We start from the raw sequence: 24,787 nt of genomic DNA on the forward strand, positions 1-24,787 counted from the left end.
ACGATGCAGGCCCGTGATGTGTCAAGCCGCCAGGCTGGCGCGCAGATGGTCGATCATCAACCGCACCTTGGGGGGGACATGGCGGCGGTGCGGATGGACGGCCCAGACGCCTTCATCGGGCGGACGGTGCTCGGTCAGCAGGGCGGTCAGGGCGCCGGCGCGTAGCGGCTCGGTGACATAGAAGTCCGGCAGTTGGCACAGGCCCAGCCCCTGGATCGCAGCATCCAGCACGGCGGCGCCCGAGTTGCAGCGCCATCGGCCCTGGGGGCGGAAACTGGTCTCGCGCCCCGCCTCGCTGAAGCGCCAGTGTTCCGAGGATCCGGTCAGCAGATCGTGGGCCGGCAGTTCGGACAGGTCCCGCGGCGCGCCCCGCCGGGCCAGATAGGCAGGCGCGGCGCACAGGATCAGTCGCCGTGACGCCAGTCGTCGGGCGATCAGCCGCGAGTCCGTCAGATGCCCGAACCGGATCGCCAGATCATAGCCGTCGCCGACAAGGTCGCGCAGCCGGTTGTCCAGGTCCAGCTCGATCGACAGCTCGGCATGATCGCGGGCGAAGCGGTTGACCGCCGGGGCCACGAAGCGCTCGCCATAGGAGACGGAACAGGTCATCCGCAGCAGGCCGTGCGGGGCGCTGTCATCCGGCTGAACGGCCGCCAGGGCCTCGTCCCTTTCGTCGATCAGTCGGCGACAACGCGCCAGGAAATCGCGGCCTGCATCGGTCAGTTCGACCCGGCGGGTCGTGCGGTTCAGCAGCCGGGTCTGCAGTCGGTCCTCCAATCGCGCGATCTCTCGGCTGACCGCAGAGGTGGAAAGGCCCAGCCGCTTCGCCGCCGTCGAGAAACTGGCCTGCTCAGCCACCGCTGTGAATTCGTCGATCCCGTCCCAACGACTGCTCATACGGAAGGTGCAACACGATTGTCCCTGCCTGGCAATAATGTTTTGCGTTTATCGCCGTTTCATCGATGCCGGGGGCGGCCTAGAACAGGATCACATCATCCAGCCTGTTCCTCATGTCGCAAGCCGCGCGCGGCGAGCGGTAGGGACGTCCGAAGGACCAAAATTATGAAAACCCGCGCCGCCGTCGCCTTTGAGGCCAAACGTCCGCTCGAGATCGTCGAGGTCGATCTGGAGGGGCCGCGCGCCGGCGAGGTGCTGGTCGAGATCAAGGCCACCGGCATCTGCCACACCGACGCCTATACGCTGGACGGTCTGGACAGCGAGGGCATCTTCCCGAGCATTCTGGGCCACGAGGGCGCGGGCGTGGTGGTCGAGGTGGGGCCGGGCGTGACCTCGGTCGCCGTGGGCGACCACGTCATTCCGCTGTACACGCCCGAATGCCGCCAGTGTAAGTCGTGCCTGTCGCGCAAGACCAACCTGTGCACCTCGATCCGCGCGACCCAGGGCAAGGGTCTGATGCCCGACGGCACCAGCCGCTTCAGCTACAAGGGCCAGGCCATCGCCCACTATATGGGCTGCTCGACCTTCTCGAACTTCACCGTCCTGCCCGAGATCGCGGTGGCGAAGATCAGGAAAGACGCCCCGTTCGACAAGGCCTGCTACGTCGGTTGCGGCGTGACGACGGGCGTCGGCGCCGTGGTCAACACGGCCAAGGTCGAGCCGGGCGCCAACGCCGTGGTCTTCGGCCTGGGCGGCATCGGCCTGAACGTCATCCAGGGGCTGAAGATGGTCGGCGCCGACATGATCGTCGGCGTGGACATCAACGGCGACAAGGAAGAGTGGGGGCGTCGCTTCGGCATGACCCATTTCGTCAACCCGAAGGACGTCTCCGACGTGGTCGCCCATCTGGTCGAACTGACCGGCGGCGGCGCCGACTACACCTTCGACTGCACCGGCAACACGGTCGTCATGCGCCAAGCGCTGGAAGCCTGTCACCGCGGCTGGGGCGAGAGCGTCGTCATCGGCGTGGCCGAATCCGGCAAGGAGATCGCCACCCGACCCTTCCAACTGGTCACGGGCCGGGTGTGGCGCGGCTCGGCCTTCGGCGGCGCGCGCGGCCGCACCGACACGCCGAAGATCGTCGACTGGTACATGGACGGCAAGATCGAGATCGACCCGATGATCACCCACACCTTCGGTCTGGAGGACATCAACAAGGCCTTCGACCTGATGCACGCCGGAGAGAGCATCCGGTCTGTGGTGGTCTTCTAGTTCAAGGGAGAGAGACGCATGTTCACCCACGTCACCGTCGGCGCCAACGATATCGAGGCGTCGCGCCGCTTCTATGACGCCGCTCTCGGCGCTCTCGGCATCGACTCCGCTCAGGGCCCCGATCCCAAGGGCCGCTACTGGTGGCGCACCGCCCACGGCGCCTTCGCCGTGGGCAAGCCGATCGACGGCGAGCCGGCCTGTCACGCCAACGGCGGCACCATCGGTTTTGCGGCCAAGGATACGGCCATGGTCGACGCCTTCCACGCGGCAGGCGTCGAGTCCGGCGGAGCCACGATCGAAGATCCGCCCGGCCTGCGCCAGGGCGCGTTCGGGAAACTGTATCTCGCCTATCTGCGCGATCCCTCGGGCAACAAGATCTGCGCCATGCACCGGGTCGTCGACTGATGCAGACCGTCAAGACCCACATCGTCCACGGCGGAACCCTGCGCTATCTGAAGCACGACAGCGCCGTGACCGGCACGCCGATGACCCTGTCGGTCTTCACGCCGGGCGGGCAGGGGCCGTTCCCGGTGCTGATCTGGCTGTCGGGCCTGACCTGCACCGAGGACAATTTCACCACCAAGGCCGGCGCCTACCGCGCCGCCGCCGAGCACGGCGTCATCATCGTCGCGCCCGACACCTCGCCGCGCGGCGAGGGTGTGGCCGATGATCCGGCCTATGACCTGGGGCAGGGCGCGGGCTTCTATGTCGATGCGACCCAGACGCCCTGGGCTCCGCACTTCCGCATGGAGTCCTATGTCACGGACGAACTGATCGCCCTGATCGACGCCGAATTCCCCACCACAGGCGCCCGGTCGATCTCGGGCCATTCCATGGGCGGCCACGGGGCCCTGACCCTGGCGCTGCGCCATCCCGACCTGTTCCGCTCGGTCTCGGCCTTCGCCCCCATCTGCTCGCCGACCCGCTGCCCCTGGGGCGAAAAGGCTTTCACCGCCTATCTGGGCGAGGACCGGGCCGAATGGGACCGCCACGACGCCGCCAGACTGATCGAGGCCGGCGCCGCCAAGTCTGTCTATGACGACATCCTGATCGACCAGGGCGACGCCGACAGCTTCCTGACCGACCAGCTGAAGCCCGAACTGCTCCAGGCCGCCGCCGACGCCGCCGGTCAGAAGGTCACCATCCGGCTGCAGCCCGGCTACGATCACTCCTACTTCTTCATGACCAGCTTCATCGCCGACCACATCGCCTTCCACGCTGAACGGCTGAAGGCCTGAGGATGATGCGCCTCGGCTCGGTCCTGATGCTGGGGCTGCTCGTGGCCTTGAACGCCTCTTTGGCCGCAGCGCAGGAACAGGTGGGCGATCTCGACTGGCGTCCGCAGGTCGCCGTTCCAGCCTATACGGCTGATGGACCCCTGATCCGTGTCGATCAGGGGCATGGAAACCTTCAGACTATCGACGGCCGATATGCCGGGTTTGCCGCACTCATGCGGGCCGACGGCTATCGGGTTGACGCGGGGCGCGGGCGACTGGATGCGCCGGGCGCGCTGGATGGGGTCGCGGTGCTGGTGATCGCCAACGCCGCCAGCCCCGAGAACGGCTCTCGCGTTTCGGCCTTTGACGAGGCCGAGATCGAGGCCCTGGCGCGGTGGGTCGCACTTGGCGGTTCCCTGCTGCTTGCCGTCGATCACGCGCCGCATGGAACGGCGGCCGAAGCGCTGGGCGCTCGGTTCGGCGTGACGATGGGCAAGGGTTACGCCTTTCAATCTGTTCGCAACGACGTCACGGCCAATCTGGTCTTTCCGCGACAGGCGCTAGGGGATCACCCGATCATCGCCGGTCGTGGGGGCGGCGAGGGCGTGCAGATCGTCAAGACCTTCACCGGCCAGTCCCTCAAGGGGCCCGACGGATCGACCGTGTTGCTGGCGATGAGCGACGACGCGTTCGAAGCGCCGGATCTCGCCACCCTTCAGGCCATTCGGCAGCGCCTGCGCGCGGGCGAGGATGTGGATGTCGTGACGGCGGAGCTGGCGCGGCCCGCCCAGCCGGCCCAGGGGCTCGCCTTCCCGTTCGGCGCGGGCAGGGTCGTGGTGCTGGGTGAAGCCGGCATGCTGACCGCGCAGATCGTGCGTTTCCCCGACCAGCCGGACCGCACACCCTATCGTTTCGGCCTGAACACCGAGGGGCATGACGATCGGCAGTTCGCACTGAACCTGATGCACTGGCTGTCGCGTCTCATCCCCTGATGCTAGAGGGGCGCGATGAGCGCCACCGATCCCTATGAGCCGATGTTTTCCGCCCTGTGCCGCGAGGTGGGCTACTGTCTGCACGAGAAGGGGCAAAAGCGCGTGATCGCCGCCCTGCCGAACGGGCTGGACGCCGCCGTGCGCGCCGTCTTCGCCGCCGAGGGCGTGGACGAGCCCAATGCGCCGGGCGACGTCAAGCGCGCCGTGCGCGAATGCCTGAAGGCGAACTTGCCAGCTTAACCGTGCCAAGGCGATAAATCGTAACGAAACCCAGCGATGATGCTTGGGTTCTAAGAAAGGGCGCCTAGATGAGGGGCGTCGGAAATCTGTCGCGAGAGGAAACTCCAATGGCCTTCACCCTGCCCCCGCTGCCCTACGCCTATGACGCGCTGGAGCCGGCCATCGACAAGGAGACGATGACCTTCCACCACGACAAGCACCACCAGACCTATGTCGACAACCTGAACAAGGCCATCGATGCGGCAGCGGATCTGCAGGGCAAGTCGCTGGAAGAAATCTTCACCAGCATTTCGACCGCCCCCAAGGCCGTGCGCAACAACGGCGGCGGTCACTGGAACCACAGCCTGTTCTGGGAACTGCTGGCCCCCGCCGATCAGACCGGCGAACCCTCGGCCGAGCTGAAGGCCGCCATCGACAGCGACCTGGGCGGCATGGACAAGTTCAAGGAAGACTTCAACGCCGCCGGCGCCGCCCAGTTCGGTTCGGGCTGGGCCTGGCTGATCGTCCAGAACGGCAAGCTGAAGATCACCTCCACGCCCAACCAGGACAATCCGCTGATGGATGTCGTGGAAGAGCGCGGCGAGGTCGTCCTGGGCGCCGACGTCTGGGAACACGCCTATTATCTGAAATACCAGAACCGCCGCGCCGACTACCTGAAGTCCTTCTGGTCGGTGGTGAACTGGAACAAGGTCAACGAACTGTACGCCGCCGCCGTCTAGGCCTGGCCTAAGCGACAAGACGACGCCCGCCGGAACCTCCGGCGGGCGTTTTCGATTCAGCCTGCACACAGGAGTGAAACGATGCGGATTCTTATGGCGACGGCGGCCGTGACGGCCCTGACCCTGGCGGCCTGCTCCCCGGCGGCGAACGATCAGAAATCCGGCGAGCCTGCGCCGCCGAATCCGACCCAGACGGTCGCCGCCCCGGCGGAGAAGCCTGTCTATCGGTTCAAGATCGGCGCCCTGGACGCTATCGCCCTGTTCGACGGCCAGAACCCCGTGCCGAACGACAACAAGGTCTTCGGCGTGGGCCTGACGCCCCAGGCGGTCGCCGCCCCCCTGACCGCCGCCGGACAACCGGCCGATCCCATCATGCTGGAGATTCATCCGCTGCTGGTGCGGAACGGCGCCCGGACCATGCTGTTCGACGCCGGTCTGGGCGCGGGCAAGGGGCAGTTGATGCAGAGTCTGCAGACCGCCGGCGTCGATCCGGCCAGCATCACAGACGTGATGATCTCGCACGGCCACCCCGACCATGTGGGCGGTCTGGTCGCCGACGGCGCCCCGGCCTTCCCCAACGCCGCGATCCGGATGTCGGAGGCGGAATGGGCGTCGATCCGCGCCAATCCGGAAATGGCGGACCTGGTCCGCGTGATCACGCCCAAGGTCCAGGCCTTCCGTCCAGATGAAGAGGTCGCGCCGGGCGTGGAGGCCCAGGACACGGCCGGGCATACGCCGGGCCATGTCGCCTATCTGATCACCGACGGCCAGAACCAGCTGTTGTATACGGGCGACCTGATGCACCACTGGGTCCTGTCGGTCGAACATCCGGACTGGACCGTCGGCTATGACGACGATGCGACGGCGGGCAAGAAGGCGCGTCTGGATGAAATCACGGCCCTGCGGGCGTCGGGCGCACACATCTACGCCTATCACTTCCCCTTCCCTGGCCTGGGGAAGATCCAGACCCGGGAGGGCCGGGCGATGTTCATCAGCGAGGCGCAGCCGGCCGCCTGATCGTGGCCTGGCGTCGGGGGCTCAGCTCAGCGACGCCAGGCGCGCGCGTTCCGTCATGCGTTCGGCATGATGCTGCCGCAGGGTGCGTCGCTGACGCAGCAACTCGTGGATCCCATCGGCGAGATCCAGCAACTGGCTGTCGGACAGCGGTTCGACCAGGTCGATCAGCTTTTGCTTCAGCCTGTCAAAGGCCTCGTCGGTCAGGCCGGTCGTCGTTGTCGCATGCGCCATTTCGCCCTCCGCGAGGGGATCAGGAGATGTGCCTCCGACGACAAAAAGATCGGCCGAGGTCGTGGGGTTCCTGTCCATCGTGCTTAACGCTCACCACGGCTTGACTCCGGGGACCTGTGTGGCGATAAGCGCCGCCTTCCACGTTTCCGGTTCGCCGGAAGCGGGATTGATGACGGAAGATGCGTGGACCGCCGTTGAGATCGCATTCCCAATCGAGGGGATGCCGGGCCGTATCGTCGAAAAGAGAATAGAATGTCCAAGCGCCACAGCGCCAAATACAAGATCGACCGGGCCATGGGTGAGAACCTGTGGGGCCGCGCCAAGTCGCCGGTCAACAAGCGTTCTTACGGTCCCGGTCAGCACGGTCAGCGTCGCAAGTCGAAGGTTTCGGACTTCGGTCTGCAACTGAAGGCCAAGCAGAAGCTGAAGGGCTACTACGGCAACATCACCGAGAAGCAGTTCGCCAAGACCTATGACGAGGCGGCTCGCCGCAAGGGCAACACCTCGGAAAACCTGATCGGCCTGCTGGAATCGCGTCTGGACGCCATCGTCTACCGCGCCAAGTTCGTCCCCACCGTCTGGGCCGCCCGCCAGTTCGTCAGCCACGGCCACGTCCTGGTCAACGGCAAGAAGGTCGACATCTCTTCCTACCGCGTGAAGCCGGAAGACGTCGTCACGGTGAAGGAAAAGTCGCGCAACATGGCGCTGGTCATCGAAGCCCAGCAGTCGTCGGAACGTGACGTGCCGGATTATCTGGAACTGTCCGACCGTTCGTTCTCGGTCCGTTACGTCCGCGTGCCGGAACTGACGGACGTGCCGTATCCGGTGAAGATGGAACCGAACCTGGTCGTCGAATACTACGCTTCGTAATCGAAGCCTTCTCTGGCGCGGCGATCGTCCCTCGGGCGACCTGAGCGGCAGCAGAAAATTGAGTTGGAAGGGCCCCGGATCCGTCCGGGGCCCTTCGTTTATCGGCCTGTTCCCTTCCGGGGCGAACAGGCGCATTCTCGGGCTGTTCAGGGTTCGACGGAGCAGGGGAGGCCGCCTAAGCGATGCGCGCCGTCTTCAAATCTATGGCGTTTATCGCCGCTGTGTCGGGCGTATCCGCCTGCGCGGGGGTGGATGCGCCCAGTGTTTCGACCGTGGGCATGCCCGGCGCGCTTGAACCGATCCACGCCGCCGCCTTCACCAAGGACGCGGCCGTCTTCTGGGTCAGTTCCAACGGCTGCACCCGCAAGGAAGACCTGATCCCCATCGTCAGCATCAAGGGCGCCGATGCGGTCATCACCCTGCGCCGCCTCGACGAGGACACCTGCAAGGAACCCCTGGTCGACGGGGTCGAGCTGAAATGGTCGTTCGAGGAACTGGGCCTGGCGCCCGGCTCGCCCGTCAGCGTCAACAACCCCTATCAGCTGCCCCAGACCTGAGCCGCGCTTACCGGCCGTAACCCGGCCAGTGCGCCTTGCCCGCCCGCTCGTACTGGGGCGGCAGACCCTCGCCCTGGCCCAGGGCCACGGCGGCGTGGTGGGGCCAGTTGGGGTCGTCCAGAGCCGCGCGGGCGATGGCGATGATGTCGGCCTGGCCCGAGGCGACGATGTCCTCGGCCTGTTGCGGATCGAAGATCATGCCCACCGCCATGACGGCGGCGTCCGGCACGGCCTGTTTGACCGCCTCGGCGAAGCGGACCTGATAGCCGGGCTCGGCACCCGGAATCTCGGCGCGGGCGACATTGCCGCCCGAGGTCAGGTGCAGATAGTCGTAGCCCATCTCATGCAGGGCGCGACCGAAGGCGATCACCTCGTCCAGCGTCACCCCGCCCTCGACCCAGTCGGACCCGTTGAAACGCACGCCCAGGGCCTTGGTTCTGGGCCAGGCCTCGCGCAGAGCCTGAGCCACCCGTAGCGGGAAGCGCATCCGGGCCTCGGGTGAACCGCCGTACTGGTCCGCGCGGTGGTTCGACAGGGGCGACAGGAATTCGGTGAGCAGATAGCCGTGGGCGGCGTGCAGTTCGACCAGGTCGAACCCGGCGCGGTCGGCGCGGCGAGCCGCGTCCTCAAAGGCGGCGACCACCCGGTCCATGTCCGCCTCGGTCATTTCGGCGGGGGTGTGCCAGTCGTCGCGGAAGGGCAGGGCCGAGGGGCCGTAGGTCTGCCAGGCGCCCTCGTCCGGGCCCAGGGCGCGGCCGCCCTTCCACGGCGCCGAGGTCGAGGCCTTGCGGCCGGCGTGGCCCAGCTGAACCCCGATGGGGGTGTGGGAATAGGTTCGGATGCCGCGCAGGATCTCGGCGAAGGCGGCCTCCTGTTCGTCGTTCCACAGGCCGGTGTCGTCGGGCGTGATCCGGCCGGCGGCCTCCACCCCGGTGGCCTCGATGATGACCAGGCCCGCGCCCGACACCGCCAGGCGGCCGATATGCTGGACGTGCCAGGGCTGGGGCACGCCGTCGATCGCGGAATACTGACACATCGGCGCGATGACGATGCGGTTCTTCAGCGTCAGGGGGCCGATGCTGCGCGGCGAAAAGAGCTGGCTCATGGGGGCGTCCGGGGAGGGGAGAAGGACGGTAGCTATGCCGGTTGCAGTCGCGATCAAGGCCCGACCTTTCCGATTGTTCACCTGGCTTGCCGAAAATTCACGTGCCTGGCGCGTCGACGCGCGCCACAAAAGCGTCAAGCTCAATAGGGGATCACACCAATGCTTCGTCTCGCTCTCGCCATCGCCATCGCTGCGCCGCTGCTGTCGGGCTGTATCATCGTCTCGACCGAAAAGCCGGCCACTCGGGTCATCACCGCCCCGGCGGCGGACCAATGATGCGCGGCCTGCTGAAGGGTCTGGCGGTCGCCGTGTGCGTCGCGCCGCTGCTGTCGGCCTGCGTCATCTATGACAGCGATGCGGGCGAGAACGTCTCGGTCAACGTGACCCGCAACGACGCCCCGCCGGCCGAAGCCATTCGCGAGGCCCGTTTCATGGACGGCGCCCTGGTCGCCCGGGTCGATTCCAATGGCTGCACCCAGGCTTCGGACTTCGAGGTGTCGGTGGCGGACAATACGCCGACCGAGATCACCCTGCGTCGCACCAAGCCGGACCTGTGCAAGGCCCTGCTGCCCGACGGCGTGGAACTGCGCTGGACCTACGCCGACCTGGGCCTGGAGCCCGGCGCGCCGGCGCGGATCCTCAATCCGCTGAAGTAGTCTCGAACACCTTCAGCATCGACGACGGTATGCGCTGCGGCCTCAGGGTCGCAGCGTCCACCAGACACCATTCCGAGACGCCCTGGGCGCAGACCCGGCCCTCGGCGTCCTCGATGCGGACATAGCGGTTGAAGCGCGGCCCCTGCGGGTCGCCCACCCAGGTCCGGGCCACAATCCCGGTCGCGCCGGGCGCGATGGCGCGCAGATAGTCGATCTCGTGCCGCAGGGCGACCCAGGAGCATCGCGCCCGGGTCTCCGCGTCGAAGCGGGCGTTCCAATGGGCCGTGCCGACGTCCTGAAGCCAGCCGACATAGACGACATTATTGACGTGGCCGTTGGCGTCGATGTGTTCGGGGCGGACCTCCAGCGGCACGACGAAGACCTCGCGATCCTCGCGCGGCGTCAGGACCGGGCGAGCCATCAGGCTTCGCCGAGCGGCACGCCCTTCTCGGCCATCAGGGCCTGAAGTTCGCCGGCCTGGAACATTTCGCGGATGATGTCCGACCCGCCGACGAATTCGCCCTTCACATACAGCTGGGGAATGGTGGGCCAGTCGGTGAAGCTCTTGACGCCCTCGCGCAGGGCTTCGTCCTGCAGCACGTCGACGCCGACGAAGGAGGCCCCGACATGGTCCAGGATCTGGACAGCCAGTGAGGAGAAGCCGCAGCGGGGCTGGTCCGGCGTGCCCTTCATGAACAGCACGACGTCATGCTGGGCGACAGTGTCGCCGATGAAGGCGTGGACGGGATCGGCGGCAGGAACGGTGTCGGTCACGGGAGAGGGCCTTTCGTGAAGGTCGTCAGCTAGGGAGAGGCGACGGCCGGGTCAAGGCGTGGTCGCGTCTATGCTTCGAGATCAGGCCGCAGCCGAGGCCGTGACCCGGCCCATTTCGATCTGGGCCGCCAGGCCCGGGGGCAGGTCGCGTTCCGGCGTCGAGGCCAGCATGCTCAGCCGTTCCACGTCATTGGCGCGTATGATGACGCTGGAGATGGTCGGATCGGTCAGGACATAGCTGAGGCAGATCGCCTCGGCCGGCCAGTTGGGCGTACGATACAGGAAGCCGAAGGCGTCGCTCTGACGCGATTGGGGCGGACGTTTGGGCGCGCCGCCCAGGCCGAAGAAGCCCTTTTTCGCAACAGGCTCGGTTCCACGCGGTTTGGCGCGGCGGTCGGTGAAATAGTCGTAGGCGAAGACCGACATGTCCTGTTCGCGGGCGGCGCGGACACGATTGCGCAGCCTCCAGTCGGCGTTGATGTCGAAGGGGGTGAACAGGGCGTCGAAGGCGCCGGTGGAGACATAGGTGTCCATGACCTCGCCGCCGCCCGCCACGCCCAGCAGCTTGATGCGCCCGGTGGCGCGCAGGGCCTTGAGCGCGTTTAGCGACGACTGCGGCAGTTCGTGTTCGCCCGGCTCGTGCAGCACCGCAACATCGATCCAGCCCAGGCCCGAGAAATGCAGCACCCGGTCGATGGCGCCGGTCATGCCTTCGGCCGAGAAATCGCGCGCCGCCTCGCGGCCTGCGCCGACGCCCAGGGTCAGGCTGACACAGACCAGCTTGCGATCCACATGGGCCAGGGCTTCGCCCAGTACCTCGGCCGCAACCGGATCGGCGGTCTCGAGCCGATAGGAATTCACCCCGGCTTCCAGGGCGGAATAAAGCAGGTTCAGCGCGCCCTCACGACCGCGCGCCAGATTGTCCAGCCCGAAGCTGAGGGTCAGGTTGGAAATGGCGGCGCCGGACACGCCGAAGGGGCGATAGCGCATGGGATCAAGCCTCCTTGGGCGGGGCGGCGGTTTCGAGCGCCAGGGCGTGCAGTTCGCCGCCCATCTGTCCCTTCAACGCGGCATAGACCAACTGGTGCTGGCGCACGCGCGGCATGCCGGCGAAGGCGCTGGAGACGATGCGGGCGCGATAGTGGTCGCCGTCTCCGGCCAGGTCGTCGATGGCGATCTCGGCGTCGGGAAAGGCCTCGACCAGATGCTGGCGCAGGGTTTCGACGGACATGGGCATGGGCGGGGCTCTTGGATCGTTCTCCTTCAGCATGCCCGATAAACCTTAATGCCGGGCTACGCCTGTTTCGGCCGCTCAAAGAGCTGAACCGGACCGTCCTTGTAGGTCGTCGTCGCATAGGGGCGGTAGCCGACCCGTTCCGCCAGCCGAACGGAGGCGAGGTTCTCCGGCGCGATCATGCAGACAGTGCGTGCGGCCGGCAGGCGGACGTCCGCCCAGTCCAGAACCGCTTGCACGGCTTCAGAAGCGAAGCCCTGGCCTTGGAAGGCCGGCGAAAGGCCCCAGCCCAGTTCGGGGTCGGTCAGAGGCGGATCGATCAATCGTCGGTGATCCAGTATCGAGACGCTGCCCAGATAGGAGCCGTTGTCCGCCAGGCGGACGGTCCAGGCGCCGTAACCGGCGACGCTCCACTGTCCCAGGTCGCGTAGCAGCCGAAACCACACCTCCTCGCTCGTCAGGGGGCGACCCGTGATGTGGCGGGTGAATTCTTCGTCGGCCCAAAGCGTGATCAGGGAGCTTAGGTCGTTCACCTCGACTGGTGTCAGAACCAGCCTCTCAGTCTTGAGAATTTCAGAGTTCACATCAGGCCCAGTTGCTTGAAGCTGGCCACCCCGTCGCGGCCGACGACCAGATGGTCGTGAACCTCGACGTTAAGGGCTCGGCCGGCCTGCACAACCTGTTTCGTGATCTCGATGTCGGCGCGGCTGGGGGTGGGGTCGCCGGACGGATGGTTGTGGACCAGGATCAGGGCGCTGGCCGACAGCTCCAAGGCGCGCCGCACGACCTCGCGGGGATAGACGGGGGCGTGATCGACCGTGCCCCGGTTCTGCACCTCGTCCAGGATCAGCTGGTTCTTCTTGTCCAGATACAGCACCCGGAACTGTTCGCGCGGCTCATGTTGCAGGGCCACGCGGACATAGGCCAGCAAAGCGCTCCAAGACGAGATGACCGGCCGTTTCGCCGTCGGCTCGCGCGCGATCCTGCGGGTCACGTCGAAGATCAGCTGCAGGTCCAGCGCGACCGCCCGCGTCGCCTTGCCGGGCACATAGGCCAGGGTCCGCGCCACCTGGTCCTCGACGGCCTCGTGACTGGCGGCGCCTATGCCCTCCAGCCCGCCGAACCGGGCCAGCAGATCCTTGGCCAGCGGTTTGACGTCCTTGTAGGGGATGGAGCGGAACAGCAGCAGTTCCAGCAGCTCATAGTCGGGCAGGGCGCCCAACCCGCCCTTGGCGGCCCGTTCGCGCAGCCGGTCGCGATGGCCGCTGTGACGCGGCTTCGGTTTGGGTTCGGGTGTCAGGTCGTCCAGCATGTCCCCTACCTCTTCTGCCGCAACCTGTGCGGAAGGCGAGGGGGGATCAAGGGTTCAGTTGGGGCGGAACAGTCCGGCCGGGCTGACGGTGAAGATTTCCAGCCCGTCTTCCGTCACCCCGATGGTGTGTTCGCACTGGGCCGACAGGGACTTGTCGCGCGTCACGGCGGTCCAGCCGTCGGACAGGACCTTCACGTGCGGCTTGCCCAGGTTCACCATCGGCTCGACGGTGAAGAACATGCCGGCCTTCAGCACGGCGCCCTCGCCCTTGCGGCCGTAGTGCAGGACATTGGGGCTGTCGTGGAAGACCCGGCCGATGCCGTGGCCGCAGAAGTCGCGCACCACGCTCATGCGCTGGGCCTCGACGAATTTCTGGATGGCGAAACCGATGTCGCCGAAGGTGTTTCCCGGCTTGACCTGTTCCAGGCCCAGATCCAGCGACTGATAGGTCACGTCGATCAGCTTCTTGGCGCGGGCGTTGATCTCGCCGACCGCATACATGCGGCTCGAGTCGCCGTGCCAGCCGTCGACGATGACCGTGTGGTCGATGTTGACGATGTCGCCGTCCTTCAGGACCCGGTCGCCGGGAATGCCGTGGCAGACGACGTGGTTGATCGAGGTGCAGACGGTCTTCTCGTAACCCTTGTAGCCCAGGCACGCCGGCAGGCCGCCGTGGTCCAGAGTGAACTCGCGGATCAGGTCGTCGATCGTGCTGGTCAGCACGCCCGGTTGAACATGGGGGGTGATCATATCCAGCGCCTCGGCGACCAGACGGCCGGCCTTGCGCATCCCCTCGAAGTCCTCCGCCTGGTGAATGCGGATGGCGCTGGTGCGGACCAGGGCGTCGGTTTCGAGATCGGGCGTTTCGTACATGGTTCAATCAGCAGCGGCGGGTATTTTCAGATGACCATCCTATCATGGATACGCAAGGCGATTGTGCGGCGGTCAAGGATTCCTTACCCGACGTCATGCCAGACTGTGTGTTGCACGACACTGTCGCCTGACGGAATGAACCTGCCGCCGCGTAACCTCTCGCCGGTGTGATCGTGTGCGATTTTTCCGACACAGTTTCGCCCGTTTCCCGGCCGAGACCCGCCACGCATGCAACGTTTTCCTGACGAAAGCGCTGCCGTGCACAACCCTCCCCGATACCCACCGCCGCGTTTGATGGCGGGGGCAACACTATAGGAATGGCTTAATGACTCCCAGGAATCTCGCTCGCATGGGCGGCATCGCCCTGACCACCGTCCTGCTGGCCGGCGTCGCCGCGCCTGCCATGGCCGGTTCGTTCTACGTGCAGGAACAATCGACCCGCGGCCAGGGCCGCGCCAACTCGGGCGAAGGCGCCGACAAGGGCGTGCAGTCGCTGTGGTGGAACCCCGCCGCGATCGCCGGAACCCAGCGCCAGGTCTACACCGGCATGCACGGCCTGATCCTGGACTCAGACGTCAACGATCGCGGCTCCAGCCTGACCTACAACGTCCCCACCCCGGCCATCGCCAGCCGGACTGCGCCGGTCAACGGCGATCCGCACGTCCATAACGTGGTCGAAAGCGGCATCATCCCGAACTTCGCCGTCTCCATGCCGATCGGCGAGCGCTTCAACGTCGGCATGGCCGTCCAGGCGCCGTTCAACTTCACCACCAAGTACGAGCCGACCGATTTCGCCCGCTACGACGCCCTGACGTCGGAACTGCGCTCGGCCAACGTCAGCCTGGTGGCCGCCATGACGGTCACGGACTGGCTGGACATCGGCGCCGGCTTTGACGCCCAGTACGCCAAGGCGACCCTGAGCTCGGCCCTGCCGAACGTGGCCATCCCCGGTGTCTTTGCTCCGACCTATGCCGTCTCGCCCAGCACCGACGGCCGCAACCAGCTTGAGGGCGACGGCTGGGATTACGGCTGGAACGCCGGCGCCCAGATGCATTTCGGCAAGCTGGACCTGGGTCTGTCCTATCGCTCCAAGATCGAACACGAGCTGGAAGGCACCGTGAACATCTCGGGCCTGACCGGCGTTCTGGCGGCCGCCAACGTCTCGGCTGACGGCGTCGCCAGCTTCACCACCCCCTGGTACGCCACCGTCTCGGCCCGTTACGCCGTCAACGACCGCCTGACGCTGAACGCCCAGGTCAACCAGATCGGCTGGAGCGAGTTCGACGCCATCCGCGTGACCTATGGAACGTCCGGTTCCTCGACCATCGTTCAGGACTATGACGACGTCACCTCCGGCGCGATCGGCTTCGACTACAAGATCGATCCGACCATGACGGTCCGCGCCGGCCTGGGTTACGACCCGACCCCGACGCCGGACGATCACCGCACCGCCCGTATCCCGGACGGCGACCGGTTCCTCTACACCGCCGGTCTGTCGAAGAGTGTGGGCTCCATGACCTTCGACGGCGCCGTGACCTATATCGACATCGATACGGCCACGATCAACGACACCCGCGACGTGTATGGCAACGGCCTGGTCGTCTCCACCCTGCGCGGCGAGGCCAAGGGCCACGGCGTCGGCTTCTCGATGGGCGCGACCTGGAACTTCTAAGGTCCACAGCCATCGGCTGAAACAAGAACGGCGGCTCCTGCAAAGGAGCCGCCGTTTTTTATCGCCGATTTCCGGTCCGCCACCCTCGGGGCAAGCCCGAGGGTGGCGAGCGGGGATCAGGCCTTGGCCGCGCCGCCGTAGCCCTTGCCGCCGTTCGACGGACGGCGACGGGGACGGCGCTTCATTTCGCCTTCTGCAGGCTTGGCGTTGTCGTTGATCGAGGGCACGCGCTCACCGGCCAGGGGGTTGTAGGGGCGCTCGGGACGCGGAGCCGCCGGAGTCTCGCCGGGACGGGCGCGGCGCTGACGATGCGGCTGACCGCCGCCTTCCGGGCGCACGCCGTCGCGGTGCGGCACGCGGCTGCGCCCACGACCACCCCGGCCGCCTTCATTGCGCTCGCCGCCCTCGCGTTCCGGCATGGTCGCCTTCTTGCCGACGCCGGTCGCCATGATGGTGGCGTCCAGCTGGCCCAGGGCCTTGTCGTTGCGGCGGTCGATGGCCGGGATCTTCTGGCGCGTGACCTTCTCGATATCCTTCAGCAGCTTCATCTCGTCGCCAGCGACGAAGCTGATGGCGGTGCCGTCGGCGCCCGCGCGGGCCGTCCGGCCGATGCGGTGCACATAGGCCTCCGGCACATGGGGCAGCTCGAAGTTCACGACGTGCGAGACGCCGTCCACATCGATGCCGCGCGCGGCGATGTCAGTGGCGACCAGGACGCGCAGCTTGCCCTTCTTGAAGGCGTCCAGCGTGCGTTCACGCTGGGGCTGGGACTTGTTGCCGTGGATGGCGCCGGCCTCGACCCCGCCCGCTTCCAGATAGGCCGCGACCTTGTCGGCGCCGTGCTTGGTCTTGGTGAAGACCAGGCAGCGCGTGTACTCGGGATCGCTGAACATTTCAGTCAGCAGGGCGCGCTTGCGGCCCTGTTCGACGTGGACGACCGACTGGCTGATGCGCTGGACGGTGGTGGATTGCGGCGTGACCTGGACCTTGACCGGGTCCTTCAGCAGCTCGCCCGCCAGCTTGCCGATCTCGGTCGGCATGGTCGCCGAGAAGAACAGGTTCTGGCGCTTGGCCGGGATGCGGCTGACAATCTGGCGGATCGGCTTGATGAAGCCCAGGTCCAGCATCTGGTCGGCTTCGTCCAGGACGAAGATCTCGGTCGAGGACAGGTCCAGGTTCTTCTGCTGGATGTGGTCCAGCAGACGGCCGGGCGCCGCGACCAGGATGTCCAGACCCTGTTGCAGGGCCCGCTCCTGGGCGCCGTATTTCACGCCGCCGAAGATGACCGCGACCCGGAAGCCCAGGTGGGCGCCGTAAGCCTTGAAGCTGTCGCCGATCTGGGTGGCCAGTTCACGCGTGGGCGACAGGACCAGCACGCGCGTCGTGCGCGGCTTGGGGGCGATGCGGTTCTCGGCCAGGCGATGCAGGATCGGCAGGGCGAAGGCGGCGGTCTTGCCGGTGCCCGTCTGGGCGATGCCCAGCAGGTCCTTGCCCTGCATGACGTCGGGGATGGCCTTTTCCTGGATCGGGGTCGGCTTGGTGTAGCCTTCCGACGCCAGCGCCTGGAGAAGGGCCTTGTTCAGGCCCATGGATTCGAATGTGGTGCTCACAGCAGTGTCTTTCGCGTGCGGCAGGGCGCTTTCAGCCATGGCATGACGCCTTAGGGCCGCGCACCGCCAGTCCCGGCCGGGCTTCGGAAGGAAGCCTGCGGGGTGGATCGGGCGCCGCCCCGCGTGTCCGGGCAGCGAATGAACTTGAGGGGCCGGCGGCTTCTACAGACAGGTCCGAGATGGACTTACACGCGCTGGAGACGCCGGAGATCGCGATTGTGCGACGCAGCGCAAATGGAGGTTCGCGGACATAAAGTCAAGCCTCAAGCCCTTCAGCCCGCCAGGGCGGCGGCCACGAGCGTCCTGGCCTCGGCCTGGACCTGGGCCAGGTGATCCGCTCCCAGGAAGGACTCTGCGTAGATCTTGTAGACGTCCTCGGTGCCCGACGGGCGGGCGGCGAACCAGGCGTCGGCGGTCACGACCTTGAGCCCGCCGATGGCCTCGCCATTGCCGGGGGCCTTGGTCAGGATGTCGGTGATCGGCTGACCGGCCAGGGTGGTGGCGGCGACGTCGGCGGAGCTCAAGGCGGCCAGACGCGCCTTCTGCGTCCGATCGGCGGGGGCGTCGATCCGGGCATAGGCGGGAGCGCCGTATTGTTCGGTCAGGCCGGCATAGAGCTGGCTGGCGCTCTGACCCGTGCGGGCCTGGATCTCGGCCGCCAGCAGACACAGCAGCAGGCCGTCCTTGTCTGTGGACCAGGCCGTGCCGTCGCGCCGCAGGAAGGTGGCCCCGGCCGATTCCTCGCCGCCGAAACCGACGGTTCCGTCCAGCAGGCCCGGCACGAAATGCTTGAACCCGACCGGAACCTCCAGCAGGCGGCGGCCCATGCCGGCGACGACGCGGTCGATCATCGATGACGAGACCAGGGTCTTGCCCACCGCCACGTCCGGGCCCCAGCCGGGACGGTTGACGAACAGATAGGCGACGGCCGCCGCCAGGAAATGATTGGGGTTCATCAGGCCGCCGTCGGGCGTGACGATGCCGTGGCGGTCCGCGTCGGCGTCATTGCCGAAGGCCAGATCATAGGCCGATCCGCCCTGCATCATCCGGATCAGATTGGCCATGGCGCTGGGCGACGAACAGTCCATGCGGATCTTGCCGTCGGCGTCCAGCGGCATGAAGGCCCAGCGCGGATCGACGACGTCATTGACCACGGTCAGGTTCAGCCGGTGCCGGTCGGCGATCTCGCCCCAATAGGCCACGGCCGCTCCGCCCAGCGGATCGGCCCCCATGCGGACCCCGGCGTCGCGGATGGCGTCCAGGTCCAGCACGCTGGGCAGGTCGTCGATATAGGCGCCCATGAAGTCGAACCGGCCCGCCGTGGCGTAAGCCCGGTCGAACGGGACGCGCTTCACCTCGACCAGACCGCCCTCGATCAGCTGATTGGCGCGGGCGGCGATGGCGCCGGTGGCGTCGCTCCCGGCCGGACCGCCGGAGGGGGGATTGTATTTGATGCCGCCGTCGCGGGGCGGATTGTGCGACGGGGTGATCAGGATCCCGTCGGCCTGGCGCGTATTGGCGCGGTTGTAGGCCAGGATGGCGTGGGACACGGCCGGGGTCGGGGTGAAGCCGTCACGGGCGTCGATCAGCACCTCGACGCCATTGCCGACCAGCACCTCCAGCGTCGTGCGCCAGGCGGGTTCGGACAGGCCGTGGGTGTCGCGCCCAACGAACAGCGGGCCGTCGATCCCCTGCGCCGCGCGATATTCGGCGACCGCCTGGGCGATGGCCAGGATGTGGCTCTCGGTAAAGGCGCCGTCCAGAGCCGAGCCCCGGTGTCCCGAGGTGCCGAACACCACCCGCTGGGCCGGGTCGGCCATGTCGGGCCGGCCGGATCCATAGGCGCCGATCAGGGCGTCGAGGTCGATCAGGTCTTCCGGTAGGGCCTGGCGGCCGGCGCGAGCGTGCATGGGAATGTATCCGTCGGTCTGTGCGTCGCGGGGGCGCGCGAGGCGGTGTTAGGGGCGCGGGACCACACCCGCAACCCGCAGAATCCATCACCGAAACCCTTGTTCAGGCGCCGCTGAAGGTGTCGCAGACGGCCGGGTCGCCCGACTGATAGCCGCGTTGCAGCCACTCGACCCGCTGGGCTGCGGAGCCGTGGGTGAAGCTCTCTGGCGAAACGCGCCCGCCGCCCCGGCGTTGCAGGGTGTCGTCGCCGATGGCCTGGGCGGTCTTCATGCCTTCCTCGATGTCGCCGGGCTCCAGGGCGACCTGGCCGTTCGAGACGGCCGAGGCGTTTCTGGCCCAGACGCCGGCGTAGCAATCGGCCTGAAGCTCCAGCGCGACGGAATACTGGTTGGCTTCGGCTTCCCCCTGCGCGCGCTGCTGGGCCTGACGGACCTGGGCCGAGGTTCCGGTCAGGGTCTGGACGTGGTGGCCGAACTCGTGGGCGATGACATAGGCGCGGGCGAAGTCAGCGCCCGAGGCGCCCAGTTGCGTCTCCATCTCCTGCCAGAAGCCCAGGTCCAGATAGACGGTCCTGTCGGTCGGGCAATAGAAGGGGCCCATGGCCGATTGGCCATAGCCGCAGCCGGTCGATGTGCCCTGTTCATAGATGACCACCTTGGGCGGTTCGTAGCCGTTCAGCTTCTGGGTCCAGACGTCGTTGATATTGCCCCCGACGACATCGACGAACCGACCGGCCTGATCTTCAGGCGTCCCGACCTGACCCTGCTGCTGCTCGGCGCCGACGCCGCCGAACTGGCTGGCCAACTGGGTTGTTGTCGCCGGATCTATGCCGAACACGAGATAGCCGATGATCGCCAGGACCCCGACGCCGATCCCGCCGCCCGCCAGCGCCCCGCCGCCGAGACCGCGCCGATCCTCGACCCCGCCGCCGCCTGTCCGTCCGCCCTGCCAGCGCATGCCCGTTCCCTCCGCCTGATCCGTCTTGAAGCTAGGCCGGAACGCGGAGGCAAGGGAAGGGATGCGTCAGTTCGGCCGATCCAGCCAGTCGTCGATCTGGGTCACGCCCTGGCGGGTCTGTTGGCGACGAGCGGCGGCGCCTTCGCGCAGGCTGCGCTCCTGGGCGACGTCATACAGGGTGCGGGCGGGGACGGCCGGCGACACGGTCGGTTCGCGCGCGGCCTCGATCTGCATCAGGCGCTGACGGGTTTCGATCTGCTGCTGTCGGGCCAGGGCGGCGTTGGCCTCGGATTGTCGCCGCAGCCGGTCGTTTTCATAGCGATGCTGGTCGGCGATCGCCGCAGGACCGCCGCCGGGATAGGCGCCGTAGGGCGCGGCGTAAGGCGGGACATAGGGCGGGGTTTGCGCCACGGCGCTGGAGGCCATGGCGGCGATCACTATGGAAAGGGTCGCGATCAGTCTCATGTCCTTGAAGATGGGCGGCGACGGCGCGAGGGGCAAGCGCGGCCGCGCCGTGACCTCAGGGCATGGCCCAGACGGAGGATCGCTTGATTTCCAGGTCCTCCAGCTCTCTGGTCGTCGGCACGCTGTATTCCGCCAGGAAATCCAGGCCCGAACGGGGGAAATAGGTGCGGCCGGGGTCGCCGATCAGGACCCGGGTTCCAGCGGCGCGGGCCTGGCCCAGCCAGGCCAGCACGGCCTCTGTCATCGGCTTTTCGTAGCAGATGTCGCCGGCGCAGATGACGTCCACGGCCGGCGGCGGGGCGTCCAGCAGATTGAGCGGGGTGAAGCCCAGGGCCACGCCGTTGGCCTGGGCGTTGGCGGCGACGGCGGCCTGGCAGAAGGGATCGATGTCGGCGCACAGGACCGAGGCGGCGCCCGCCCGCATGGCCGCCACCCCGACCAGGCCCGAACCGGTCGCGAAGTCCAGCACCCGCTTGCCGACGACCTCTTGCGGGTGATCCAGCAGATAGCGGCTCAGCGCCTGACCGCCGGCCCAGGCGAAGGCCCAGAAGGGCGGCGGCAGGCCCAGTTCGCCCAGTTCCTCTTCCGTCATGCGCCAGATCGGCGTGATCTCGTCCGCCAGCCACAGCGAGATTTCCGGCGCATGGGGCACGGGCTGGAGACGTGTGTTGGCGTGGATGAAGGCGGCCGGATCGGGGATGGTCATGCCCGGCGACGCGTCGCGGTCTTCAGCACGTCGGCATACCCGGGCGCGACCTCCATGCCGGCGGCCTGGGGACGGGTGTGGACGGCGCGGTGCAGGGCCGGCAGCTTCCAGCACGGCACATGCATGAACAGGTGATGTTCGGCGTGGAAATTGACCCAGTAGGGGGCGATGAAGGCGCGCTCCCACCAGGCGGCGCGGGTGGTGCGGGCGGCGCGGAAGGCGTCGGCGGCCGAGCCCTCGACGCAGGCGTGTTCGGCGATGTTTCTCAGCCGCGTCACCATCGGGAACCAGGTCGCCATCGGCAGCAGCCACAAGGCGAAGAAGGCCCACCAGACCCCCGCCGCGACGAAGCCCGCCAGCAGGACGGCGTTGAAGGCGAGGAAGGGCAGGACCGAGCGGCCGGTGACGACGGCCTCATATTGGTGGGCGCTATCGCTCATTGTTTGTGCGCCATCGCCCTTCGGGCTGCCTGAGCGCCTTTGGGCCAGCGGCAGCAGCACCCGCTGCTTGAAGAAGGTCTGGCCGGTCAGGTCGCGGATCAGCTTGCGCCGCAGGGAGGCGGGCGAGACAGGAAAGGGCGCCGACAGCATCAGGTCGGGATCCTCCGGCTGTTGGGCGAAGCGGTGGTGGGCCAGGTGATAGGGGCGATAGGCGGTCAGGCTGGCGCCGATGGGCACGGCGCACAGCCAGTGGCCGAGGAAATCGTTCAGCCGCAGGTTCCGGGACAGGCCGCCGTGCGCCGCCTCGTGCATCAGGATCGCCAGGCCCAGCTGGCGCGTGCCGATCACCATGACGCACAGCGGGATCAGCCAGGGGATCAGCACCCCCGCGACGACCGCCGCGGCGATCACGGTCCAGCAATGCGCCACCAGAAGCGGCCCGACCCAGGCCGAGCGGGCCTGGAACGGAGCCCATTCCTCGGGCGTGAACAGGGCGGATGCGGCTATGCGCGGGGCGGCGGGCATGGCGGCAGTCTAGTCCCTAAGGCGGGTCTGGACAAAGCAATGCGATGATGTGTGGTGTTCCTTACAAAAAGTCAGGTTGACATGACATTTGATCGATGTAAGGTTAGCCTTACACAAGGAGGCGGACATGTTGTCTTTCGGAAAATCGACCACCCCGGCGCACCGGCGATACGTCATTCGCATCATGGCCTTCACCCTCCCATATGTCGCAATCTGCGTGGCCATGATGACGACCGACGCCTTCGACGAAGTGATGGGAAAGCCTGCGGCCTGGCTGTTGGCGGCGGCGGTTTCAGCGCCGGTGATCGGCCAGATCTGGGCCGTTCTGGCCCTGATGCGGGAAAGCGATGAGTTCGTGCGTGGCGTGATGGCGAAACAGTTCATTGTCGCCGCCGGCCTAACCCTGGCGATTGCGACCTTCTGGGGCTTTGGCGAGAGTTTCGCCGGCGCGGCCCATATAGAGACCTGGCTGGTGTTGCCGCTGTTCTGGGGGATGTTCGGGGTCGTCTCGCCCTTCATCCGGAGCAGCCGATGAAGAACCGGCTGAAACTGCTGCGCGTCGAGCGCGGCTGGACCCAGGAGCAGTTGGGCCAGGCGCTGGGCGTGTCGCGACAGGCGGTGATCGCCCTGGAGACCGAGCGGCACGATCCGTCGCTGGATCTGGCCTACCGGATCGCGGCGGTCTTCGAGCGGCCGGTGGAAGAGATTTTCGAGAACCCGCACGCCTGAGGGCGGCGGACCAAACCTAAAATCCAAGGGAGACATCCGATGTTCAACGCCTTCTTCAAGGCGCGCCCGCGCCTGCGCGCCGCACTGTTCGGTCTGGCGGTCTGCACCCCGTCGTTGGTGGTCGGCGTCACCGCCGCCTTCGCCCAGCCAAGCGCCCAGGCGTCCGCCTTCGTCTCGGACCGCCTGTCCGTGGAGGTGGTGGGAGCCGGCCCCGATGTGATCCTGATCCCCGGCTTCGGCTGTTCGCGGGAGGTGTGGCGCGCCACGGCGGATCGGCTGAAGGCGACGCACCGGGTCCATCTGGTGCAGCTGGCGGGCTTCGCCGGCGAGGCCTGGAGTCATGGCGACGGCCCCTTCGTCCAGCCGGTGGTCGACGAACTGGACCGCTACATCCGCAGCCAAGGGTTGGAGCGGCCGGCGGTGATCGGTCATTCGATGGGCGCCCTGGCGGGACTGGTGCTGGCCCAGCAGCATCCTGAGGCTGTCGGCCGGTTGATGAGCGTGGACAGTTTGCCCTTCTTCGGCGCGCTGCGGGGGCCGCAGGTGACGGTCGAGGCCATGAGGCCGGCGGCGGAACAGACGGCGCAGACCCTTCTGGCCCTCTCGGACGAGTCGTTCCGCGCCGCCCAGGTCGGCAGCGCCCAGGGCATGACGCGGGACGCGGCATTGCGGGTCAGGCTGGTCGACTGGACGACCGGGTCGGACCGCAAGGCCATGGCGGCGGCCATGCGGGACGTTCTGCTGACGGATGCGCGGCCAGGTCTTGCGAGCCTGAGCGTGCCGGTGACCGCCCTCTACGCCTCGGACGCCGACGGCGGGGCGCCCGCCGCCCAGGCGGATCAGGCCTGGGGTCACGAATATGCGGCCCTGCCCGGCGTCAAGCTGATCCGCGTCGACGGCAGCCGGCATTTCATCATGGCCGACCAGCCCCAGCGGTTCGCCGAACTGGTGGATCAGTTCCTGGCCGACTGATCAGCCGTTCTTCGGCGTCACGTCCCCCGCCTTGACCGGCGCGCCGGCGAACTCGTCGGCGTAGGCGGGGCTCAGCAGGGAGCGGAAGACCGACTGGGGCAGGGCGATCTGGTAGGGGCCGTCCGAATAGGGGCCGATCTGATAGGCGCCCAGCAGGAAGGTGATCCCGCCCGCCTTGCCCGGCGTCGTGCCCGGCGTCAGGACGAAGGGGGTGGCGACGGCCTTGGGGCAGGTCCACATCTTGCCGCCCAGGGTCGCGGTCTCCGACCCCGGCGAGCGGGCCTGTTTGGCGGCGTTGGCGGCGTCGCACAGGGCCTTGTCCAGGCCCGCCAGATCGGCGCCCGGGCGGAACAGGTCGGCGAAGCCCAGCCGCTTCTTCATCGCCTTGTCCCACAGCACGGCCGAGAAGCTGGTGTTGGGGTGGGCGCCGCCGGTGAACTCGAAATCGGTGCGGGCCAGGCTGAACAGCTTGCCGGTCTCGGCGCCGGGGTCGAAGGCGATGGTCTTCTCGTAGCCGCCGGGGCCGCCGCCGGCCTCGGACAGGTCGGCCTGGGCGCCTTCGGAGAACTGGCGCAGGTCGCGCACGGCGGCGGCGTAGAGGGGGGCGTGCAGGTCGGGCTTGGACTTGATCGCGTCCGGCAGGGTCAGTTTGACCGTGGCGTACTGGGTCTTGGAGTCGAAACTCATCGGCGCGCCGGCTGCGGCCGGGTTGACGGGGGCGGGCGCGGCCGGGGCGGGGGCCGGGGCCTCGACCTTGTCGTCGCGCCTTTGGCAGGCGGCGACGGTGGCCGCGACGGCGACGGACAGCAGCAGGATGCGAACGGAACGGTTCAT

At 67.4% G+C, this 24,787-nt stretch carries 31 protein-coding genes; 14 read left to right on the plus strand and 17 right to left on the minus strand.

Annotation, left to right across the window (positions count from 1 at the left end; genetic code table 11):
* Positions 1 to 21: 21 nt before the first annotated feature.
* On the minus strand, positions 22 to 897 hold the full coding sequence (locus tag ACP7CK_RS00335) for a LysR family transcriptional regulator (protein ID WP_426024784.1): 876 nt from the start codon (positions 895 to 897) through the stop codon (positions 22 to 24).
* A 165-nt stretch (positions 898 to 1,062) separates the two neighbouring features.
* Between ACP7CK_RS00335 and ACP7CK_RS00340 the strand changes: the two genes are divergently transcribed.
* From ACP7CK_RS00340 to ACP7CK_RS00370, 7 genes are all read left to right on the plus strand, one after another.
* Positions 1,063 to 2,169 carry an S-(hydroxymethyl)glutathione dehydrogenase/class III alcohol dehydrogenase gene (locus ACP7CK_RS00340; protein ID WP_426024785.1) on the plus strand — a complete coding sequence of 369 codons (1,107 nt, stop codon included), beginning with the start codon at positions 1,063 to 1,065 and terminating at the stop codon, positions 2,167 to 2,169.
* Positions 2,170 to 2,187: 18 nt separating this feature from the next.
* Positions 2,188 to 2,574 carry a VOC family protein gene (locus ACP7CK_RS00345; protein WP_426024786.1) on the plus strand — a complete coding sequence of 129 codons (387 nt, stop codon included), beginning with the start codon at positions 2,188 to 2,190 and terminating at the stop codon, positions 2,572 to 2,574.
* Positions 2,574 to 3,407, plus strand: coding sequence for an S-formylglutathione hydrolase (fghA, locus tag ACP7CK_RS00350; RefSeq protein WP_426024787.1), 834 nt, complete (start codon positions 2,574 to 2,576; stop codon positions 3,405 to 3,407). Before ACP7CK_RS00345 ends, fghA begins: the two co-directional genes overlap by 1 nt.
* A gap of 2 nt (positions 3,408 to 3,409) precedes the next feature.
* A complete protein-coding gene (locus ACP7CK_RS00355) occupies positions 3,410 to 4,378 on the plus strand; it encodes a DUF4350 domain-containing protein (RefSeq protein WP_426024788.1) in 969 nt (322 codons plus the stop codon).
* A 15-nt stretch (positions 4,379 to 4,393) separates the two neighbouring features.
* Positions 4,394 to 4,618, plus strand: a complete 225-nt coding sequence (locus tag ACP7CK_RS00360) for a hypothetical protein (RefSeq protein ID WP_426024789.1) — start codon at positions 4,394 to 4,396, stop codon at positions 4,616 to 4,618.
* A 107-nt stretch (positions 4,619 to 4,725) separates the two neighbouring features.
* Positions 4,726 to 5,337 carry a superoxide dismutase gene (locus ACP7CK_RS00365; RefSeq protein ID WP_008263343.1) on the plus strand — a complete coding sequence of 204 codons (612 nt, stop codon included), beginning with the start codon at positions 4,726 to 4,728 and terminating at the stop codon, positions 5,335 to 5,337.
* 81 nt (positions 5,338 to 5,418) lie between these two features.
* Complete coding sequence (locus ACP7CK_RS00370; RefSeq protein WP_426024790.1) at positions 5,419 to 6,354, plus strand: MBL fold metallo-hydrolase; 936 nt, start codon at positions 5,419 to 5,421, stop codon at positions 6,352 to 6,354.
* A 21-nt stretch (positions 6,355 to 6,375) separates the two neighbouring features.
* On the opposite strand, the gene ACP7CK_RS00375 is transcribed toward ACP7CK_RS00370, so the two are convergent.
* Positions 6,376 to 6,585 (minus strand): hypothetical protein, encoded by a 210-nt coding sequence (locus tag ACP7CK_RS00375; RefSeq protein ID WP_008263434.1) that lies wholly within the window; start codon positions 6,583 to 6,585, stop codon positions 6,376 to 6,378.
* 252 nt (positions 6,586 to 6,837) lie between these two features.
* Here ACP7CK_RS00375 and rpsD point away from each other — a divergent pair, with 252 nt between their 5' ends.
* Together rpsD and ACP7CK_RS00385 are read left to right on the plus strand one after the other, a co-directional pair.
* Complete coding sequence (gene rpsD / locus ACP7CK_RS00380) at positions 6,838 to 7,455, plus strand: 30S ribosomal protein S4 (RefSeq protein ID WP_008260153.1); 618 nt, start codon at positions 6,838 to 6,840, stop codon at positions 7,453 to 7,455.
* A 182-nt stretch (positions 7,456 to 7,637) separates the two neighbouring features.
* Positions 7,638 to 8,012, plus strand: coding sequence for a hypothetical protein (locus ACP7CK_RS00385; protein ID WP_008262318.1), 375 nt, complete (start codon positions 7,638 to 7,640; stop codon positions 8,010 to 8,012).
* A 7-nt stretch (positions 8,013 to 8,019) separates the two neighbouring features.
* Here ACP7CK_RS00385 and ACP7CK_RS00390 read toward each other — a convergent pair whose 3' ends face one another.
* Complete coding sequence (locus tag ACP7CK_RS00390) at positions 8,020 to 9,117, minus strand: NADH:flavin oxidoreductase/NADH oxidase (RefSeq protein ID WP_426024791.1); 1,098 nt, start codon at positions 9,115 to 9,117, stop codon at positions 8,020 to 8,022.
* A gap of 272 nt (positions 9,118 to 9,389) precedes the next feature.
* Between ACP7CK_RS00390 and ACP7CK_RS00395 the strand changes: the two genes are divergently transcribed.
* Positions 9,390 to 9,773: a hypothetical protein gene (locus tag ACP7CK_RS00395; protein WP_292150083.1), complete on the plus strand. Its 384-nt coding sequence runs from the start codon at positions 9,390 to 9,392 to the stop codon at positions 9,771 to 9,773.
* Here ACP7CK_RS00395 and ACP7CK_RS00400 read toward each other — a convergent pair.
* From ACP7CK_RS00400 to map, 7 genes are all read right to left on the minus strand, one after another.
* Positions 9,757 to 10,194 (minus strand): acyl-CoA thioesterase, encoded by a 438-nt coding sequence (locus tag ACP7CK_RS00400; RefSeq protein ID WP_008258943.1) that lies wholly within the window; start codon positions 10,192 to 10,194, stop codon positions 9,757 to 9,759. The genes ACP7CK_RS00395 and ACP7CK_RS00400 overlap by 17 nt on opposite strands.
* On the minus strand, positions 10,194 to 10,547 hold the full coding sequence (gene grxD, locus ACP7CK_RS00405; protein ID WP_008264037.1) for a Grx4 family monothiol glutaredoxin: 354 nt from the start codon (positions 10,545 to 10,547) through the stop codon (positions 10,194 to 10,196). Before grxD ends, ACP7CK_RS00400 begins: the two co-directional genes overlap by 1 nt.
* Before the next feature lie 81 nt (positions 10,548 to 10,628).
* On the minus strand, positions 10,629 to 11,537 hold the full coding sequence (locus tag ACP7CK_RS00410) for an oxidoreductase (protein ID WP_292150085.1): 909 nt from the start codon (positions 11,535 to 11,537) through the stop codon (positions 10,629 to 10,631).
* 4 nt (positions 11,538 to 11,541) lie between these two features.
* Positions 11,542 to 11,784 (minus strand): BolA family protein, encoded by a 243-nt coding sequence (locus tag ACP7CK_RS00415; protein ID WP_035308550.1) that lies wholly within the window; start codon positions 11,782 to 11,784, stop codon positions 11,542 to 11,544.
* Positions 11,785 to 11,840: 56 nt separating this feature from the next.
* Positions 11,841 to 12,365, minus strand: a complete 525-nt coding sequence (locus ACP7CK_RS00420; protein ID WP_426024792.1) for a GNAT family N-acetyltransferase — start codon at positions 12,363 to 12,365, stop codon at positions 11,841 to 11,843.
* Positions 12,362 to 13,093: a RadC family protein gene (radC, locus tag ACP7CK_RS00425; RefSeq protein ID WP_008262272.1), complete on the minus strand. Its 732-nt coding sequence runs from the start codon at positions 13,091 to 13,093 to the stop codon at positions 12,362 to 12,364. The genes ACP7CK_RS00420 and radC overlap by 4 nt, the downstream gene beginning before the upstream one ends.
* Positions 13,094 to 13,147: 54 nt before the next feature.
* Positions 13,148 to 13,966 carry a type I methionyl aminopeptidase gene (gene map / locus ACP7CK_RS00430; RefSeq protein ID WP_035308556.1) on the minus strand — a complete coding sequence of 273 codons (819 nt, stop codon included), beginning with the start codon at positions 13,964 to 13,966 and terminating at the stop codon, positions 13,148 to 13,150.
* Positions 13,967 to 14,315: 349 nt separating this feature from the next.
* Here map and ACP7CK_RS00435 point away from each other — a divergent pair, with 349 nt between their 5' ends.
* Entirely contained in the window at positions 14,316 to 15,638 is a 1,323-nt protein-coding gene (locus ACP7CK_RS00435; protein ID WP_426024793.1) for an OmpP1/FadL family transporter, read from the plus strand.
* Positions 15,639 to 15,754: 116 nt separating this feature from the next.
* On the opposite strand, the gene ACP7CK_RS00440 is transcribed toward ACP7CK_RS00435, so the two are convergent.
* The 6 genes from ACP7CK_RS00440 to ACP7CK_RS00465 all read right to left on the minus strand — a co-directional run bounded on the left by ACP7CK_RS00440 (position 15,755) and on the right by ACP7CK_RS00465 (position 22,252).
* On the minus strand, positions 15,755 to 17,287 hold the full coding sequence (locus ACP7CK_RS00440) for a DEAD/DEAH box helicase (RefSeq protein WP_426024794.1): 1,533 nt from the start codon (positions 17,285 to 17,287) through the stop codon (positions 15,755 to 15,757).
* Between the two features lie 233 nt (positions 17,288 to 17,520).
* Entirely contained in the window at positions 17,521 to 19,158 is a 1,638-nt protein-coding gene (pgm, locus tag ACP7CK_RS00445) for a phosphoglucomutase (alpha-D-glucose-1,6-bisphosphate-dependent) (RefSeq protein WP_426024795.1), read from the minus strand.
* Between the two features lie 103 nt (positions 19,159 to 19,261).
* On the minus strand, positions 19,262 to 20,116 hold the full coding sequence (gene ypfJ, locus ACP7CK_RS00450; protein WP_008260526.1) for a KPN_02809 family neutral zinc metallopeptidase: 855 nt from the start codon (positions 20,114 to 20,116) through the stop codon (positions 19,262 to 19,264).
* Positions 20,117 to 20,182: 66 nt separating this feature from the next.
* Positions 20,183 to 20,581, minus strand: coding sequence for a hypothetical protein (locus ACP7CK_RS00455; protein WP_426024796.1), 399 nt, complete (start codon positions 20,579 to 20,581; stop codon positions 20,183 to 20,185).
* 55 nt (positions 20,582 to 20,636) lie between these two features.
* Positions 20,637 to 21,287: a class I SAM-dependent methyltransferase gene (locus tag ACP7CK_RS00460; protein ID WP_154726369.1), complete on the minus strand. Its 651-nt coding sequence runs from the start codon at positions 21,285 to 21,287 to the stop codon at positions 20,637 to 20,639.
* Positions 21,284 to 22,252, minus strand: a complete 969-nt coding sequence (locus tag ACP7CK_RS00465) for a fatty acid desaturase family protein (RefSeq protein WP_426024797.1) — start codon at positions 22,250 to 22,252, stop codon at positions 21,284 to 21,286. The genes ACP7CK_RS00460 and ACP7CK_RS00465 overlap by 4 nt, the downstream gene beginning before the upstream one ends.
* A 127-nt stretch (positions 22,253 to 22,379) precedes the next feature.
* Between ACP7CK_RS00465 and ACP7CK_RS00470 the strand changes: the two genes are divergently transcribed.
* From ACP7CK_RS00470 to ACP7CK_RS00480, 3 genes are read left to right on the plus strand one after another with little or no spacing between them, the layout of a single operon-like run.
* The gene (locus tag ACP7CK_RS00470) at positions 22,380 to 22,787 is read left to right on the plus strand and encodes a hypothetical protein (RefSeq protein ID WP_426024798.1); all 408 of its coding nucleotides are present in this window, start codon (positions 22,380 to 22,382) and stop codon (positions 22,785 to 22,787) included.
* Positions 22,784 to 22,981, plus strand: a complete 198-nt coding sequence (locus ACP7CK_RS00475) for a helix-turn-helix transcriptional regulator (protein WP_372705145.1) — start codon at positions 22,784 to 22,786, stop codon at positions 22,979 to 22,981. The genes ACP7CK_RS00470 and ACP7CK_RS00475 overlap by 4 nt, the downstream gene beginning before the upstream one ends.
* A 39-nt stretch (positions 22,982 to 23,020) precedes the next feature.
* Complete coding sequence (locus tag ACP7CK_RS00480) at positions 23,021 to 23,953, plus strand: alpha/beta fold hydrolase (protein ID WP_426024799.1); 933 nt, start codon at positions 23,021 to 23,023, stop codon at positions 23,951 to 23,953.
* Here ACP7CK_RS00480 and ACP7CK_RS00485 read toward each other — a convergent pair whose 3' ends face one another.
* Positions 23,954 to 24,787 (minus strand): DUF3298 and DUF4163 domain-containing protein, encoded by an 834-nt coding sequence (locus tag ACP7CK_RS00485; RefSeq protein WP_426024800.1) that lies wholly within the window; start codon positions 24,785 to 24,787, stop codon positions 23,954 to 23,956.

Origin of the sequence: Brevundimonas sp. TSRC1-1 (assembly GCF_049898245.1) — a bacterium.
GTDB lineage: Bacteria > Pseudomonadota > Alphaproteobacteria > Caulobacterales > Caulobacteraceae > Brevundimonas > Brevundimonas mediterranea_A.